Here is a 16,654-nt window from a genome sequence, read left to right on the forward strand (position 1 = left end):
TTGCAAACATCCCTAATGATCAGGCACGTTGCAACCACCGCTCGAATCCGCCCGAAGTGGGCTACGAAGTTCCACTCACATGCGCGCAGCGCTCTACCCAGCGGGCGCCGGTGCCGTCGTCGTCGCTGGTGCAGTGGTCGCAGGTGTCGTGGTTGCGGTCGCTCCGCCGGCAGGAAGCTCCGACATCGACTCCCAGGTCGGCCAGTCGATGGCCCAGTCGTACAGATCCCCGTCTGCTGCGGACAGGTCGATGCGGGTGCCGGTGACCTCCACCGGATCGCCGTACATCGCCGTACCGAAATACTGCTGCGCGTCCTCGGTGGAGAGGTTGATACACCCGTTGGTGACGTTGGACGCGCCCTGTACGCCGGTGGTCAGCGGGTTGGCGTGGATGAACTCACCGTTGTTGGAGATGCGCACGGCCCAGCGTTCGCGCACGTTCTCGTAGAACGGCGGGTTGGACATCAGAAAGTCCTCGTGCTTCTCGGTGACGACGTGGATGCCGCTGCGGGTGACGTTGCGGTCCTCGTTGCCCTCGCCGTAGCTGACGGGGATGTCCATGATCGTCGCGCCGTCGCGGACCACCTGCATGCGGTGGCTGGTGGCGTCGGCGACGACCACCTGGCTGCGTCCGATACTGAAATTCAAGGTGACGTCGTCGGCACCGTACGCGCCGTCGCCGTAGTTGACGCCGTAGAGCTTCGCGACCACCGATACCGTCGTGCCGGGAGCCCAGTAGTTGGTGGGACGCCAGTGGACGCGTGAGCCGTTGTCGTCGGGGAACCAGGCCCATGCGCCGGGAGTCGGCGGGTTGGTGGTCACCGTCAACGCTTTCTCGACGGCCGCCTTGTCCTCGATCGTCGAGTCGAACTGCAGAATGATCGGCGCGGCGATGCCGACTTCCTGGCCGTCGCCGATGTTGGTGCTCACCGAGGTTCGGCTGCCCGGTTCGACGGTGGTGAACCCACCGTCGATGGGCACGGCCTTGTTGTCGCTGCCGACAGCCGAGCCGGACCACGTGTACTCGACGCCGTAGCCAAGCGGTTCGGTGACGGCATACGAGGTCTTGTCGGGTGAGAGTGCACCCTGGACGACCTTGCCCTCCGGGTTCGTCAGCGCAACCTCGGTCAGCGTTCCATCGGCCACGGAGACCGAGATGGGCGCGACAGGGCTGACGTCGACGGCACCGGCGGCCGGGTTCGCGGTGATCTCCGCAACGGGCGCGGCCTCGGTGGTGGGGGCTGCGGCTCCCGCGCCGCCGTCGCCCGATCCGACGGTGCAACCTGCCACCAACGCCACCAAGGCGACGAGCACGGCGATCAACCACACCGCGCGCGTCCGTTTTGTCTGTTCTACCTGCTCATGCACGTTGTCCAACGTACCTGCGTCTGCGAGATACCCCACTTTTCCGGCTGCATTTGGGGTCAGACTCACAACTTCTGCGTGCGGAGCTCATGGCCCTTCGACGTCAAGCAGCGGCCGGTTTCGAGGTTCCAGTCCCAACCGTGCAGGTTGCAGGTGAGCTTCTTTCCCTCGACGATGCCGAATTTCGTCAGGTCCGCTTTCAGGTGTGGGCAGCGGCGTTGAATTTCGTAGCCGCCCATCGTGATCGTGGCGGTGTCGTCGTGTGCCTCGGAGAACCAGCCGTCTGCGTAGGCGATGCGTTCGTCGGTGAGGCATTTGAAGAACGTGTAGAGGAACTCGTTGTAGCCGCCGACGCGTCGGGCCCGGAAACGGGTGGACAGGAAGATCGAGTTCACCCAATCCGGCTCCTGGTCGCGCACCGCGGTGCGTACCAGCTCCGGCGGGATGGTGAAGCTGTAGCGAAACTTCTCGTTCGAGATCGGTTCGCGCACAATCCTTTTCGGAAAGTCCAGCACGACGGTCTCGTCACCCATCGTGATCCCGACGGGGTAGCCGATGCCGTCGCAGATCAGGTCCGTCTGCGCCATGATCGGCTCGAACAGACCCCGAAGCGGCTCGAGCAGCGGCTCGCCCTCGGCCGGAGCCCAACCTGCTTTCTCGGCCGCGATGACCGATGCCTGACGCTGGGCGTAGGCCTCGATGTACTCGGCCTTGCCGGTGGTGAAGATGGCCTCCGCCTCGGCGGTGGGAATGGGGTGCTCGTGCGAGAGCAGCTCGGAACCGTCGAACGTTGCGGCGGTGCCCGGCATCATCAACAGACCCTTGTCGTGCCCGTGCAGGCGCATCTGCTCGAGAAACACCATCTGGTCCGGGAACACGTTGGCCGGGTCGCCGTAGACGTCGTTGAGGAAGCGCAGCTCGTCGTCGAGGAAACACGGCGGGCCTGCCGACGGGACGACCCACGTCGAACCGACCTGTTCGATGTACTGACGCGCTCGATCCATCTGCCGCTGACGCTTCTGGATGCCGAAGTTCTTCTTGGCCCGCGAGACCATGTCGTAGACCATCGGATACCAGATCGCGCCCGAGTACTGCAGCATGTGCACGTCCACGGGGCCGAAGTTCTCGGTCATCACGTCCAGGTCCACCGGACGCGCGTCGTTCATGTTGAACGCGACGGTCTTGCCGTCGGAGACGACCAAGCCCGAGTCGCCGATCGGACCGTCTGCGGGTGCGCGCAGCGCGATGATCATGATGTCGAGATCGCCCTTGGGCCCGGAGATCGTGTGCTTGACCGAGTCCGTCGTCTCGTAGAATTTGTGGAAGCCCAGCTTCTCGAGCTCGTGGCGGAGATCGAGCACCGGGTAGTCCGGCAACAGAACCGTGGCGTCCTTGTTGACGTGTTCGGCCAGGTTGCGTGGATCGAAGTGGTCCTTGTGCAGGTGCGAGACGTACAGGTAATCGCAATCGCCCAACTCGTCCCAGTCCAGGCCCGAGTTGTCGGGGAACGGGAACCACGATGCGTAGAACGACGGGTTCACCCACGGATCGCACAGGATGCTCCCGGCGTCGGTCCGAATATGGAATCCCGCATGTCCCACGCTGGTGACCTGCACTGATTTACCTCCTACGAGCCGGGCTTTTCAAAGCTCCATCGTATGCGCCGTTTCGGGCGGCTCTAACCCAGCGCGCAGTTGACGAGGTCACACTCGGGCGTCAGCGTGACACCGAACTTCTCCTGCACACCGTCTCGGACGTGCGCGGCGAGCGCCATGATGTCCGACGCCGTGGCACCGCCCCTGTTGGTGATGGCCAGCACGTGTTTGGACGACAGGGCCGCAGTCCCGCGGCCGAATTCGGTGCCGTAGCCGCGCGGGAAGCCTGCGTTCTGGATCAGCCACGCAGCCGGGATCTTGGTCCCTGCCGGGTCGGGATAGCTCGGCGCGTGTGCAGCGGCCTCGGGCACCTCCGGCAGTACCGGGTTGAGAAAGAACGATCCGACACTCCACGTGTCGTGATCGCTCGCGTCGAGCACCATCCCCCGCTCGCCGCGCAGAGCCAGTACGGCTGCACGCAGGTCCGGCACCGGTACGACATCGCCGATCTGCACATCGAGACGCTCCGACAGCGCCGCGTAGCGCACCGGAAGCGACTCGGTCGTCTTCTTCAGCGCGAACGTCACATCCAGAATCACGTATCGCGAGGATCGTTTGAACACCGACGACCGGTGCGTACCGAAACCGCACCGCTCCGGCGTCCACACCGCCGTCTCCTGGGTCTGCCGGTCGTAGACGGTGAGACTGTGCAGCAGCTCCGACGTCGACGCGCCGTACGCGCCTACGTTCTGGATCGGCGTCGCGCCGGTGGTTCCGGGAATGCCCGAGAGCGCTTCCATACCGGACAGACCTGCATCGATCGTCGCCTGCACGACGGCATCCCACTCGACGCCGGCGTCCACGGTCACCGTCTCGCCGTCGATGTCCAGCCGCGAACCGGTCACCCGAATCACTCGGCCGTCGAACCCGTCGTCGCCGACGACCAGGTTGGATCCGCCGCCGACGACCAACACGTCCGTTCCGGCTCGATCCGCGTCGCGCACCAGGGAAACCAACTCGTCCCCGGTCGTCGCGACACAGAATTCGCGGGCCGGGCCGCCCACCCGAATAGTGGTGAGCTCCGAAATTGCAGTAGGCACGAACTCTGACGCTACCGGGCGTGCACGTGTGCGGAGGGTCACCCGGTAATCTCCGGGGATGCCTCGCCCCATTGAGCACAGCTCGACTGTGCCCGCCTCCGCCGACAAGGTCCACGCCGCACTCACTTCCGAGCAATACTGGAAGGACCGCATCGAGCAGATCGGCGGCCCCGGTGCGAGCGTGAAGAGCATCACCGTCGGCGACGGCACCATCGACGTCGTGCTGACCCAGGCCGTGCCCGAAGAGGAATTGCCTGCCGCGGTCACGGCCTTCAAGAAGGGCGACCTCATCATCGAGCGCACCGAGAGCTGGGGACCGTTCGACGGTAAGCACGCCGCCGGCACGTTCGGAGCCACCGTCGAAGGGGCACCGGCACGCATCACCGGTACCACCACGCTCGACGCCAAGGGCGAGACGACAACCGTCGCACTGGCAGGCACCACCGAGGTCAAGGTGCCGATCTTCGGCGGCAAGATCGAAGCGATGATCAGCGAGCAGGTGCTCTCCCTCATCGACAACGAGCAGGACTTCACCGGTAACTGGATCGCCGCACAGGCGAACAGCTAGCCTGGCGCACTATGGCTCGCCGAATGAACTACTCCGCCCGGTTCACCCACTCGACGCAGCAGGTCTATGCAGCGCTCTCCAGTCGTGATCACTGGGACGCGCGCATCGAGGAGATGCGTAAGTACTCGGAGAACGAGCTGAAGACGTTCGAGGTGACCGACGCCGGAATCGACATCGTGATGCACCACGTCATCCCGCGCACCGAGCTGCCCGACATCGCGCAGACGGTGATGAAGAAAGACATGGTCATCACCCGCAACGTGCATTTCGACGCCTACGGGGAAACCACGGCAGGGCACTACGACGCGTCGATTCCGGCCGGCCCGGGTTCGTTGAAGGGCACCACCTCGCTCTTCCCCACCAACGGCGGTTCGACCCTGCGCACCTCCTCGGAGGCCAAGGTGTTCCTGCCGTTCATCGGCGGCAAGCTCGAGCAGCTCATGCTGGTCAACCTCATCGACCTGTGGCGCGGTGAAGGCGAAGTGACCGCCGACTGGCTCGAAAAGAACGCCTAGCCCACTGAGCCCAGGTCATAAGGGTCGTTCCGCAGGCTCCACTCCTGCCCCTGAAGGCGTCATCACTCGCGGCACCACCGGCATCAATCGGTTGCGTCGTAGCGACCGGTGGCTGATGCACGACCCGGACGTGCAACGCGTTCTCGGCGACGCGGCCGATCCCCTCGTCGTCGACCTCGGGTACGGGGCGATGCCGAACACGACACTCGAACTCGCGGGCCGGCTGCGCACCATCAGACCCGATATTCGCGTGACGGGCCTCGAGATCGACCCCGCCCGCGTCGTTCCAGGGAGTAACGGCGTGGAGTTCGCCCGCGGCGGATTCGAGTTGGCCGGTCTGCGCCCGAACCTGGTGCGCGCATTCAACGTATTGCGGCAATATCCGGAGGACGCGGTACCTGCTGCGTGGCAACGCATTCTGTCGGGCCTGGCACCCGGCGGTCTTTTGGTGGACGGTACCTGCGACGAGTTGGGTCGACGCTGCGCATGGGTACTGCTCGACGCCGACGGTCCGCGGTCTCTGACTCTGGCCTGGGATCCGTTCGATGTCGAGATGCCGTCGGATATCGCGGAGCGACTCCCGAAGGTGTTGATACACCGCAACATCGAGGGCGAGCTGATTCACGATCTGCTACAGCGCGCCGATCGAGCGTGGTCGGTCTCGGCGCCACTGGCCCCTTTCGGCCCCCGCCTGCGCTGGCGCGCGGCTCTGAAAGTGCTTGCCGAACAGGGTCTTCCGATCACACTCCCCCTCCGACGAATGCGAGACAACGTGCTCACGGTGCCGTGGTCGACGGTGGCACCGGCAACGTGAATCCGGTGCAGCTGACCGCGCTGAGCGCGGCCCAGTGCACCCGATTCAACTATGTGCAGGCCGACAGTGCCAGTTCGACGCGTTCGGCCACTCGATCGGTGCTGCTGCCGGCCTCGGAGTACAGCGCCTGCGGGTCGACGCGACCGATCGCCACGGCGTCGCACACCACCTCGTCGAGGGTCAGTTGCGAGATTCCGCCTGCAGCGAGATCGAGCACCGTCCGTACGGGCGTGGTGATGTTGAACGTGCCGGCCGATTCGACGTCACGAGGCTCGAGCCGCAGACGATGAACCGCAAGTCGGGTATCGCTCAGGCGTAGGTCCCCGAACGCGCACAGGTGCACGAACTGCGGGTGCAGGTGACCGAATCCGTGCAACTCGGCGGCGCTCTGGTGCGAGATCACCGCCTCGCCGCCGAACCAGGCGCACCACATCGCGAACACCTCGAGCTCACTGTGCGGCCATTGGCCCAGTCGCAGCAAGTTGCGTTCGACGCGAGTCCACGTGTTCGTAGCCAGGTTGACGCGCACCATCGCCGAATCGAAGCCGAGCTCCCCGGCCTGCTCGGCGGTGAAATAGCCGTCCTGACGAGTGGCGAGCGAGTGCAGTTCCTGCACACTCGGTCCTGTCGTACCCATGCCGCAAGCGTACGTCAAAATGTGTTACAGATCACAAACTTTGGTACCGAAGACATCTGTTCGGCGAGTTTCACAGAGCTTGCTCAGAATCATCGGGAAGACTGCCGGGAATGTCCTCCACAGCCAAGCGCAGCAGCGTGCCGTTGATCGCAGTCTCCGTCGTTGTAGTCCTCCTCGTCGCCGTCATCGGTGGCGAGTTGTTCGTGCGTCAACAGATCAAATCGTGCCTCGCCGGCCAGCTCGAATCCGAGCTCGGCAGCCAGGTCGAGGTCGGTCTCGGTCTCAAGCCGGTACTGCTCTCCTTGGTGGACAAGAAGGTCTCGTCGGTCACCGTCGACAGCGACGATGCGCGATTCGGGCCGGCCGAGGGCATGGTCGTGCACGCCGAGGCACGGGATCTGAACCTCACTCAGTCCGCGGATTCCGGCGGCACCATCGGCAGCTCGAGTGCCGATATCTCGTGGTCCACCGACGGCATCACCCGCACCCTGCAGAGTCAGGGCATCGGCGCGATCGTCTCGGGCGTCACCTCGAATGCGTCGGCGGGCACCCTCGAGTTCGCCGTCGGCGCGCTCGCGAAGCTGACCGTCAAGCCGCAGGTCGCCGACGGCAGGGTCGACTTTCAGACCGTCGATGCTTCGATCCTGGGTCTCGGTATCCCCACCGACCTGGTCGACTCCGTCGTCGGAGTGCTGACCGACAGCCTGCAGGCGTACCCGTTGGACATGACACCGACGTCGTTGACGGTCACAGACTCCGGCATCGAACTTGCTCTCGAGGGCGGGCAGTACACGATTCCCGCAACCCAGCAGAACCAGAATCAGCAGACCCCCGAGGGTTGCTCACTGGTCGCGTAACCCACGTGCGCGGTCGCTCTAGTTCAATCCGTCGAGCACCGCACGGGTGCCCGACAGCCCCAATCGTGTTGCGCCCGCGTCGATTATCGCCAGGGCGGCCTCCGTCGTACGGATGCCGCCGCTGGCCTTGACGCCCAGTCGACCGCCGACGGTTTCCGCCATCAATCGCACGGCCTCGACGCTCGCGCCGCCGGCCGGATGGAAACCGGTGGATGTCTTGACGAAGTTCGCGCCCGCGGTTTCTGCTGCGCGGCATACTTCGACGATCGCTTCGTCGGAGAGCGCTGCCGATTCGATGATCACCTTGAGTACTGCATTGCCGATGCCTTCACGGACGGTCACGATGTCGGCCAGAACGGCGTTGTAGTCGCCCGCAATGGCGGCTCCGACATCGATCACCATGTCGACCTCGTCGGCACCCTGCTGCACCGCGAGGCGCGCCTCGGAGCCCTTGATCAACGAATGATGCTTACCCGACGGGAATCCGGCGACGACGGCGGTGAGCATTCCCTCGGCGCGAATCGGCAACATGGACGGCGAGACGCACACCGCGAGCACTCCGAGCTCACGGCCCTCCTCGATGAGGGCGGTCACGTCGGCGGCAGTGGCCTCGGGCTTGAGCAGCGTGTGGTCGACCATTCCGGCGAGGGCAGCGCGGGTGAGTGTCATACGGTCCAGCTTTTCACAGCTCTGCCGGTCGCAGCCCTGTCGGTCTACGATTTGCGGTCATGACCGCAGCGTCGCTCGCCGCCACCTTCAATGCCACCAGCAGGGAGTTCGACGCGGTGACGCCGCAGGTCTGGGGGCCTGCCGGGCAGTCGCTCGCCTTCGCACTCGAGTTGGCAACCGGCGACGCCGTTCTGGACGTGTGCTCCGGCACCGGGGCATCGGCAATTCCTGCGGCGGCCGCCGTCGGACCCGACGGCATCGTGCATGCCATCGACGTCGCCGACGATCTTTTGGAGGTGGGCCGCAGGAAGGCCACCGATCGGGCACTGCGCAACATCGACTTCGTCGTCGCCGACGCCACCGAGTGGCAACCCCCGTCGACCGTTCCCGCCGCCGGATACGACGCTCTGGCCTGCTCGTACGGCATCTTCTTCCTTCCCGATCCAGAGCAGGATTTTGCGCGACTGGTCTCATTGGTTCGCCCAGGCGGGCGCGTCGGCGTGACGGTGTGGCGCGAGGGCTCGGTCAGGGATTTCTCGGGCGCGTTCTTCGACGTGGTCGGGAGACACTGGCCGCCGGGCGCGGGCCCCGCGCCCGATCCGACGGCCAGTGTCGACGAACACCCGATCCGCAGGATGGAGACAGCGGATCTCCTCGGTGCCTGGCTCACCGCCGCCGGTACGTCCGACGTCCGGGTCGTCGAGTTGTCCAATCATGTACCGGCGACACAGTCGTTCATCTGGGATTTCGTGCTCGGCAGTGCACTGCGCGGTGCGCTGGCTCCGTTCGACGACGCAACTCGCGATCAGATCAGGATCGATTTCTCGGCTCTGCTCACAGAGCGCGGGATCGATTCGATCGATCTCGCGACACTGGTGGCAACTGGGGTCCGCACGCCCTGAGAGAATCGTCGGCATGAGTTCTTCTGTCTCCGAGGATCGCCGCTACGTTCTGTCTCTCGGTTGCCCCGACAAGACGGGCATCGTTGCCCGCATCTCGACGTTCCTCGCCGAGGTCGGCGGGTGGATCGTCGAGGCCGCCTATCACGCCGATCCCGATACCGGTTGGTTCTTCACTCGTCAGGCCGTACGGGCGTCGTCGGTGAGCATGAGCGTCGAGGACCTGCGCGCCCGCTTCGCCGAGGTGGCCGCCGAGCTGGGGCCGGAAACCGAATGGGCACTTCATGATTCGGGCGAACCCAAGCGCGTGGTACTGCTCGTCAGCAAGGAAGCGCACTGCCTGCACGATCTGCTCGGACGGGCAGCGGGCGGCGAACTGCCTGCACAGATCTCCGCGGTGATCGGCAATCACGAGTCGCTCGAACCGATCGCTGCCGCGCACGGCACACCGTTCCATCACGTCGAGTTCGCGAAAGATCCGGCCGAGCGCGGGCCTGCCTTCGAGAAGGTGCGCTCACTGGTCGATTCCTACGACCCCCACGCAGTGGTGTTGGCGCGCTTCATGCAGGTGCTGCCGGAATCGCTGTGCGCGCACTGGGCAGGCCGGGCGATCAACATCCACCACAGCTTCCTGCCGTCGTTCGTCGGTGCCCGCCCCTACCACCAGGCGTTCGCGCGAGGCGTCAAACTGATCGGTGCGACGTGCCATTACGTCACCGCCGAGCTCGACGCGGGCCCGATCATCGAGCAGGACGTCATCCGCGTCGACCATTCCGACGAGGTCACCGACATGGTGCGTCAGGGCCGCGACATCGAGAAGCTGGTGCTCTCCCGTGGTCTGCGATGGCACCTGGAGGATCGCGTGTTGGTTCACGGCCGCAAAACCGTGGTGTTCAGCTAGATCACAAGTTACGGAGCCGAACCACCTCGGTGTTGAATTCGTCGATTGCTTCCACCGAACTCATGTGTCCGATGCCAGGGATCACGATCAATCGGCTCAGATGGTCGTGATCGTCCAGGGCGCGGGCGAGTTTGCGGGCGTGCACCGGCGGGGTCAGGCGGTCGGCAGATCCGACGAGGACGCTGGTGGGGACGGACATGTTCGCCAGCGCCTCGCGGATGTCGAGGTCGCTGATGGCTGCTCCCCAGATGCCTCGGGTTCGCGGGGCGCATTCGAGCACGATCTTCTCGCAGAACGCCACCTCGGCTGTTGTCGCTCCCGGCGCCATCGAGATGTATTTGATGGCTTGGCGCGTCACCGGTGACGGCCGCAACGGCAGCGACGAGCGGAGTACCGCGCGTCCTACCGGTGCGGGAACACGGGGGAAGCGCTGCGGCAGCGGGATGACGGTGGTTTCCCTGAGGAGTGAGTCGGTTGCGGTGCTGGCAAGCAGCACGGCACTGACGAGTCGGTCGACCTGTTCGGGATAGTTTCCGGCCCACGCCATGATCGACATGCCGCCCATGCTGTGCCCCACCAGCACGGCCTTGTTGTCTTCGACGACAGTCGCGGCGAGCACCGCAGCGAGGTCGTCGGCCAGCACATCCGGGCTCAGCGGCCGCGTTCCGACGTCGCTGCGGCCGTGGCCGCGCTGGTCGTACGCGATGACGCGGTATCGCCCGGCGAGGGCGTTGATCTGCGGAAACCAGTAGTCGGCCGAGCAGGTCCATCCGTGGCTGAAGACGATCGGTTCTGCATCTGCATCACCGTAGCTACGGACGTGCAGGTGAGCGCCGTCGTCGGTGACCACCTCGGTGATGTGCGGCTCGATCGTGGGGTGCTTCAGAAGCTCGTCGGGCCGAACGTCGGTCGTCTTGGTGAACGAATGCAGGCGACGCCGCCGGACGACGAATGCACCCACCGATGCCGCCGCAGCCGCGCTGCCGATTCCGAACAGCACACGTTCGACTACCTTGCGTGAAACCACAGAAAATCCCCTCTACCTCGACCCCCTGGCGGGTTCGGTAGACGGTACGCCCACGATCCGGTGGGCATCGATGCGCCTGCCTACCAGCGGGGTCCGCGCTGAATGCTGTCGATCTTGGGTCGGACGTCGACGAGGTAAACGCACACTGCGACGACGCCGATGATGCCCAGGAATCCGATCACTCCGGAGACCAGGATAAGGAGCAGACCCACGAACAGGATGGCCAGCCAGGCGTTCTTGGTGAGCTTGTCCACCGCGGGAAAGGCGTCGGCACGCTGCCGCAGTGCGTGGAAGATCGCGAATCCTGCGCCTACCACTCCGAGGATCTGCAGAAAAGTAAGGATGTAGTAGCTGAAGCTGCCGGCGATGCTCACGCGGTCAGTGTACGAGAAACGACCCCCGCACCGCACGGCGCAGGGGTCGTTTTCTTTACGAATGCTTTAGCGAGTGGTCTTCTTCGCCGGAGCCTTCTTGGCCGGAGCCGGGGTGGCCTTCTGGGCAGCCGGTGCCGGTGCCGTCTTCTTGGCCGGTGCCGGGGTCTTCTTGATGGGCGAGTTCGCGTTGCTGCGAGTCTTGGCCTCGACCGTGCCCGCCACGCCGCTCACCTTGTCGGATGCCTCGATGGCCTTGTCCTTGGCTTCGTCGCCTGCTTCGTCGATGTTCTCGGCGAGCTCGTCGGCTGCGTCGGAGATTTCCTCGGCACCCTCACGAACCTTGTCCGACGCGATGCCGGCCAGAGCTGCGGCGCGCTCGCCGACTGCGCGAGTCTGCGAAGCGACGGTTCCGAGAGCCTGCTCGGTGAGGTCGACGACGTCGTTGGCTGCAGAGTTGGCACGCTCGAGGCCCTCTTCGACGGCAGGCGTGCGACGGATGCGCTCGACGGCCTCTTCGCCGCGCTCGGCGAGGGAGGTGTAGAGGTCAGAGGCAACCTTGAGGTACGCCTCGGCAACCTTGCGCAGCTCTTCCGGGGTGAAGCGCTCGCGCAGCTCGGCGATCTCGTCGGGGAGCTCTGCGGGCAGGTTCGCCAGGCGCTCGCGCAGGCTCTCGACGCCCTCGGTGACCTCTTCGGAAAGGTCGGCGATGCGAGCGTTGACCTCGCTGGTGCGGCTCTCGGCGCGCGAGCGCACCTGGGCGACGACGTCCGCTACAGCCTGGACGACAGCGTCGCCGGCACCGACGGCTGCGAAGATGGGGGTCTTGACGTTCTCGAAGTTCTTGGAATCAGACATCGGGTGTCTCCTGTTCGTCGGGTTCGGGCTCTTGCGTCGACTCGTTCTCACGACAGAACGAGTCGTAGATCTCGATCAGCACTTGCTTCTGCCGTTCGGTGATGTGCTCATCGCCGAGCAGAGCTTCGCGCACCGGACCGTGGGGACGCGCTTCCAAGATCCCGGCCCGGACATACAGCACCTCCGAGGAGACGCGCAGACCCTTGGCTATCTGCGCTAGCACTTCTGCGGACGGGTTGCGCAGTCCGCGTTCGATCTGGCTCAGGTAGGGGTTGCTCACCCCGGCACGGCTTGCGAGTTGACGCATCGAAACCTGGGCGGCTTCTCGCTGTGACCGGATGTAGCTCCCGATGTCCTGGGCCGCAGTCGTCACGACTGCAGCGACAAGATCCCCCGCCTCGGCAACAACCTGCGTCGCCTCGGTCGCTTTGGCGACCAGATCCCCCTCGTTCTCGGCCATCTCGGCCTCCTGTTTTCGGTGTCCTACTGGACGGTACCGAAGGGTGCTAACTATTGCAAGCACTCTGCTAGCACTAGTGCCCGAAGATCAGATCCGAGATCGTGTAGATGGCCAATCCGGCGATGGATCCGACGACGGTTCCGTTGATTCGGATGAACTGGAGATCACGTCCGACCTGCAGTTCGATCTTCTTGCTCGCTTCCTCTGCATCCCACCGAGCAACGGTGTCGCCGATGATCGTGGTGATCTCGTCGGCGTAGTTGGCGGCGATATAACTCGCACCACCGAGCAACCAGCCGTCGGCCTTCCCCCGCAATTCGTCATCATCACGGAGACGAATTCCGAAGTTGACGGTGTTCTCCTTGATCTTGGTGCGCAACGTACTCGTCGGGTCGTCCACCGACTCGGTGATCAGACGCTTGGCGACCTTCCAGGTCGCCGCAGCAAGCCCGGTGATCTCTTCTCGGCCCATGATCTGCGCCTTGAGCTTCTCGGCCTTTTCGATGGTGGTCGGGTCGTGCTGCAGATCGTTGGCGTAGTCGACGAGGAACTTGTTCGCGGCCTGACGTACGTCGTGCTCCGGGTTGGAGCGAATCTTCCAGGTGAACTCGACGAGCTCTTTGTAGACCTTCTCCCCCAGCAAGGTGTCGACGAACTTCGGCGACCAGTTCGGGGAATCTCTCGAGACGACGCGATCGATCATTTCCTGGCTGCCCAGAGCCCACTGATGAGCGCGCTCGGCAAGCATGTCGATCAGCGGCAATTGACGGTTCTCGCGGAGCAACTCGTCGAGGATGCGGCCGATGGGCGGCCCCCACTGCGGATCGGCGAGTCGGCGCACGATGGTGCTGTCGATCACAGCGGTGATGTCCTCGTCGTTGAGCACGTCGACCACACCGTGCAGCACCGTCGCTGCCTCGGCCGCAACGCGTTCGGCATTGTCGGGCTGGGCGAGCCAGGTACCCAACCGCAACGGAACCTGCGCCGACGCAACCTTCTCCGACACCACCTCGGGTGCAAGAAAATTACTGCCGACGAACGAGCTCAGGCTCGCGCCCAGCTGGTCCTTCTTCTTCTTGATCAAGGCCGTGTGGGGAATCGGGATGCCCAGCGGATGCTTGAACAGTGCGGTCACCGCGAACCAGTCCGCGAGCGCGCCCACCATTCCCGCCTCCGACGCCGCGCGTACGTACCCCACCCACGCGCCCGCACCCGTCGACTCCTGCCACCGGCAGAACAGGTAGACGATCGATGCGAAGACGAGAAAGCCCGTCGCGACAGTTTTCATCTTGCGGAGGTCGCGACGCTTGGTGTCGTCATCGAAGTTCATGAGCTGCACAACCGTCATTGTGCCCAGAAATGTGACGGATCAACCGGACACAGCCTGCAATGGTGTCGGAGCAGGCGCATAAGGTGGCGTTGTGGCGAGAAATACGACGGAGGCAAAGCTGGACGAGTGCGGGCCGACTGCAGATGGAACCGAGGCGGACAAGGCCAAGGTCGAAAAGCCGGACGGCCGCAAACGTCGGTGGCGCGAGCACAAGATCGCTCGACGCGAGGAACTCGTCGACGGCACGTTGGCCGCGATCCGGTTGCGCGGCCGCGAGATCGGAATGGACGAGATCGCGTCGGAGATCGGTATCTCGAAGACGGTGCTCTACCGGTACTTCACCGACAAGAACGATCTGACCAGCGCCACCATGTCGCGGTACGTCGAGACGACGCTCGCCCCGCGGATCTACTCCGCCATCTCGCACGAACTCGACGAGTACGAGCTCACCCGTGTGGTGGTGACCGCCTACGTCGAGACAGTCGCCACCGATCCAGAGGTGTACCTCTACGTCATGGCGAACAACGCGGGCAACAACCGCGATGTCGTCGCCGAGTCCGAACGGATGATTGCCGAGTTGCTCTCGACCGTCCTCGGTGAACGTCTGCGTCAACGCGAAATGGATTCCGGCGGATCGGTGCCGTGGGCCTTCGCCATCGTCGGCGCGGTCCAGTTGGCAACACACTGGTGGATTTCCAACAAATCCATGTCGGCGGACGACCTGATCGATTACCTCTGCATGATGATGTGGGGCGGAATCCACGGGGTCGCGATGGCCGACGGCTCGCCCGCCAAATTCAAATCCCAACCGCACCCGCTGGTCGACGAGCCGAACGAGTCCTGACGCTCGTCTGTTTGAGAATCGACCCGGTCGGACATTCGATCAGGTATGACTACCGATACCTTGACCGGACGCCGCGTCGCCATTCTCGCTACCGACGGCGTCGAGCAAGTCGAGCTGGTGCAGCCCCGTGAAGCCGTCGAAAACGCCGGAGCCACAGTCACATTGGTCTCATTGGACCACGGCGACATCCAAGCGATGGAGAGCGACGTCCATGCCGCCGATACCTTCACGGTCGATCGCGTCGTCGCCGACGTCTCGGCCGACGACTTCGACGCGCTGATCCTGCCCGGCGGAACCACCAACCCCGATCAACTCCGCGTCGACGCCGAAGCGGTCGCGTTCGTGCGTGATCTCGTCGCCGCAGGCAAGCCGGTGGGCGTGATCTGCCACGGAGCCTGGACCCTCGTCGAAGCCGACGTACTGAAGGGCCGAACGTTGACGTCCTACCCGAGCATCCGCACCGACATCCGCAACGCAGGCGGGACGGTCGTCGACGAGGAAGTAGTAGTGGACGGCAACCTGGTCTCGAGCCGTAACCCGGACGACCTGCCGGCCTTCTGCGCGAAGATCGTGGAGCATTTCGCCGCTTGATAGGTTAGCGTGCCCTATGCGCATTTCTCGTTCGTTGGCTCTGCCTGCGGCAGCCCTTGCCTTCGCTCTCGCCCTGACCGCATGCAGCTCCGACGCCGGTGACGGCGGCAGCGCCGATCCCGCCGAGGCCGGCGGTGTTGTCGTCACCGACATGTTCGGCGAGGTGGAGGTACCGGCAAACCCCCAGCGCGTGGTGGCACTCGGCTGGTCCGATGCCGAAACAGCGCTGGCACTGGGCGTACAACCCGTCGGAGCAAGTGACTGGCTCGGAGTGGGCGGAAACGGTCTGGGCCCGTGGGTCGACGAGTCCTACGACACCGACCCCACGATCGTCGGCACCTTCGACGTCCACATGGAATCCGTCGCTGCGCTGGCACCGGACCTGATTCTGTGGACCCGCAGCACCAACGACAAAGCCGTGTACGACCAGCTGTCCGACATCGCACCCACCGTCGCGGCACCGCCGGGAACCGACGTCGCCTACGGCACCACCTGGGACGGCCAGACCGAGATCGTCGCGCAGGCTCTCGGCAAAGTCGACGAGGGCAAGAAACTCGTCGACGACACCAAGGCCCTGTTCGACGACACCGTCACCGCCAACCCGGAGTTCGCCGACAAGACCGTCGCCGTCGGCACGCTCTACAGCGGACAGGTCGGTGCCTACGTCCGCGGCGACACCCGCGTCGACTTCCTCGAATCCCTCGGCCTGAAGAACACGCCGGCCGTCCAGGATCTCGCCGAACCCGGCAAGTTCAGCATCGACCTGTCCGAGGAGAACATCTCCGCGCTCGACGCCGACCTGACCGTCATGTTCCCCATCGGCACCGGACCCGAGGTGATCACCGACAACCCGTCCATCCAGGGCCTACCGTCGGCACGCGACGGACGCCTCGTCGTACTCGGCGACCAGAACCTGTCCAACGCATTCTCGGCCGCCTCGGTCGCGGGCACCCGATACGCACTCGAAAACGCCGTGCCACTGTTCGCAGCACCACTGAAGGGCTGACGAGCCGCAATCTTTCTTTCGGATGGTGTTGTTTGCCTTACTGACTCGAAGGTGTTTGCGCTGGAGCCGAACTACGGCCTCGGGCAGGGTGGCCTGGCCGATGTCGCTCGGTCTGGCGTCCGAGGTCCACGACCCTGCCAATCAACGTCCGGCTGAATATCGTTCCGGGGACTTGAAATCCGCACGGTTGTCGATTCGACCCGACGTTGCGCCACGTCAGCCCAAAAATTGTCGGCATACACACAGT

General features: G+C 64.5%; 19 protein-coding genes. 9 read left to right on the forward strand and 10 right to left on the reverse strand.

The window, feature by feature from the left end; genetic code table 11:
- Positions 1-93 precede the first annotated feature (93 nt).
- The 3 genes from QM797_RS23995 to QM797_RS24005 all read right to left on the reverse strand — a co-directional run bounded on the left by QM797_RS23995 (position 94) and on the right by QM797_RS24005 (position 4,060).
- Positions 94-1,368 carry a L,D-transpeptidase gene (locus QM797_RS23995; protein ID WP_283278253.1) on the reverse strand — a complete coding sequence of 425 codons (1,275 nt, stop codon included), beginning with the start codon at positions 1,366-1,368 and terminating at the stop codon, positions 94-96.
- Between the two features lie 62 nt (positions 1,369-1,430).
- Complete coding sequence (locus QM797_RS24000; protein WP_283278179.1) at positions 1,431-2,981, reverse strand: MBL fold metallo-hydrolase; 1,551 nt, start codon at positions 2,979-2,981, stop codon at positions 1,431-1,433.
- A 62-nt stretch (positions 2,982-3,043) separates the two neighbouring features.
- Positions 3,044-4,060, reverse strand: a complete 1,017-nt coding sequence (locus QM797_RS24005) for a UDP-N-acetylmuramate dehydrogenase (RefSeq protein WP_283278180.1) — start codon at positions 4,058-4,060, stop codon at positions 3,044-3,046.
- Positions 4,061-4,118: 58 nt separating this feature from the next.
- Here QM797_RS24005 and QM797_RS24010 point away from each other — a divergent pair, with 58 nt between their 5' ends.
- From QM797_RS24010 to QM797_RS24020, 3 genes are all read left to right on the forward strand, one after another.
- Entirely contained in the window at positions 4,119-4,628 is a 510-nt protein-coding gene (locus tag QM797_RS24010; RefSeq protein WP_283278181.1) for a DUF2505 domain-containing protein, read from the forward strand.
- 11 nt (positions 4,629-4,639) lie between these two features.
- Positions 4,640-5,143 (forward strand): DUF2505 domain-containing protein, encoded by a 504-nt coding sequence (locus QM797_RS24015; RefSeq protein ID WP_283278182.1) that lies wholly within the window; start codon positions 4,640-4,642, stop codon positions 5,141-5,143.
- 115 nt (positions 5,144-5,258) lie between these two features.
- On the forward strand, positions 5,259-5,957 hold the full coding sequence (locus tag QM797_RS24020) for a class I SAM-dependent methyltransferase (protein WP_283278183.1): 699 nt from the start codon (positions 5,259-5,261) through the stop codon (positions 5,955-5,957).
- Between the two features lie 49 nt (positions 5,958-6,006).
- On the opposite strand, the gene QM797_RS24025 is transcribed toward QM797_RS24020, so the two are convergent.
- Positions 6,007-6,594, reverse strand: a complete 588-nt coding sequence (locus QM797_RS24025) for a type IV toxin-antitoxin system AbiEi family antitoxin domain-containing protein (protein ID WP_283278185.1) — start codon at positions 6,592-6,594, stop codon at positions 6,007-6,009.
- Between the two features lie 110 nt (positions 6,595-6,704).
- Between QM797_RS24025 and QM797_RS24030 the strand changes: the two genes are divergently transcribed.
- Complete coding sequence (locus QM797_RS24030) at positions 6,705-7,451, forward strand: LmeA family phospholipid-binding protein (RefSeq protein WP_283278186.1); 747 nt, start codon at positions 6,705-6,707, stop codon at positions 7,449-7,451.
- Between the two features lie 18 nt (positions 7,452-7,469).
- Here the strand turns inward: QM797_RS24030 and deoC are convergent, their stop codons facing one another.
- On the reverse strand, positions 7,470-8,120 hold the full coding sequence (gene deoC / locus QM797_RS24035) for a deoxyribose-phosphate aldolase (protein ID WP_502942392.1): 651 nt from the start codon (positions 8,118-8,120) through the stop codon (positions 7,470-7,472).
- A gap of 59 nt (positions 8,121-8,179) precedes the next feature.
- Here deoC and QM797_RS24040 point away from each other — a divergent pair, with 59 nt between their 5' ends.
- Positions 8,180-9,022 (forward strand): class I SAM-dependent methyltransferase, encoded by an 843-nt coding sequence (locus QM797_RS24040; RefSeq protein WP_283278188.1) that lies wholly within the window; start codon positions 8,180-8,182, stop codon positions 9,020-9,022.
- A gap of 13 nt (positions 9,023-9,035) precedes the next feature.
- Entirely contained in the window at positions 9,036-9,920 is an 885-nt protein-coding gene (gene purU, locus QM797_RS24045; RefSeq protein WP_283278189.1) for a formyltetrahydrofolate deformylase, read from the forward strand.
- Between the two features lies 1 nt (position 9,921).
- On the opposite strand, the gene QM797_RS24050 is transcribed toward purU, so the two are convergent.
- The 5 genes from QM797_RS24050 to QM797_RS24070 all read right to left on the reverse strand — a co-directional run bounded on the left by QM797_RS24050 (position 9,922) and on the right by QM797_RS24070 (position 13,984).
- Positions 9,922-10,947, reverse strand: a complete 1,026-nt coding sequence (locus QM797_RS24050; RefSeq protein ID WP_283278190.1) for an alpha/beta fold hydrolase — start codon at positions 10,945-10,947, stop codon at positions 9,922-9,924.
- Between the two features lie 80 nt (positions 10,948-11,027).
- Positions 11,028-11,315, reverse strand: a complete 288-nt coding sequence (locus QM797_RS24055; protein WP_371828356.1) for a DUF2516 family protein — start codon at positions 11,313-11,315, stop codon at positions 11,028-11,030.
- 72 nt (positions 11,316-11,387) lie between these two features.
- The gene (locus tag QM797_RS24060) at positions 11,388-12,176 is read right to left on the reverse strand and encodes a heparin-binding hemagglutinin (RefSeq protein WP_283278192.1); all 789 of its coding nucleotides are present in this window, start codon (positions 12,174-12,176) and stop codon (positions 11,388-11,390) included.
- Positions 12,169-12,636, reverse strand: coding sequence for a helix-turn-helix domain-containing protein (locus tag QM797_RS24065; protein ID WP_045198858.1), 468 nt, complete (start codon positions 12,634-12,636; stop codon positions 12,169-12,171). Before QM797_RS24065 ends, QM797_RS24060 begins: the two co-directional genes overlap by 8 nt.
- A gap of 73 nt (positions 12,637-12,709) precedes the next feature.
- Positions 12,710-13,984, reverse strand: coding sequence for a DUF445 domain-containing protein (locus tag QM797_RS24070; RefSeq protein ID WP_283278193.1), 1,275 nt, complete (start codon positions 13,982-13,984; stop codon positions 12,710-12,712).
- A 100-nt stretch (positions 13,985-14,084) separates the two neighbouring features.
- On the opposite strand from QM797_RS24070, the gene QM797_RS24075 reads away from it, so the two are divergent.
- From QM797_RS24075 to QM797_RS24085, 3 genes are read left to right on the forward strand one after another with little or no spacing between them, the layout of a single operon-like run.
- Positions 14,085-14,810, forward strand: coding sequence for a TetR/AcrR family transcriptional regulator (locus QM797_RS24075; RefSeq protein ID WP_283278255.1), 726 nt, complete (start codon positions 14,085-14,087; stop codon positions 14,808-14,810).
- Between the two features lie 45 nt (positions 14,811-14,855).
- Positions 14,856-15,401, forward strand: a complete 546-nt coding sequence (locus QM797_RS24080; RefSeq protein WP_094617505.1) for a type 1 glutamine amidotransferase domain-containing protein — start codon at positions 14,856-14,858, stop codon at positions 15,399-15,401.
- A 16-nt stretch (positions 15,402-15,417) separates the two neighbouring features.
- Entirely contained in the window at positions 15,418-16,407 is a 990-nt protein-coding gene (locus QM797_RS24085; RefSeq protein ID WP_283278194.1) for an iron-siderophore ABC transporter substrate-binding protein, read from the forward strand.
- Positions 16,408-16,654: the final 247 nt, after the last annotated feature.

The organism is Rhodococcus sp. IEGM 1381, assembly GCF_030056795.1.
GTDB lineage: Bacteria > Actinomycetota > Actinomycetes > Mycobacteriales > Mycobacteriaceae > Rhodococcoides.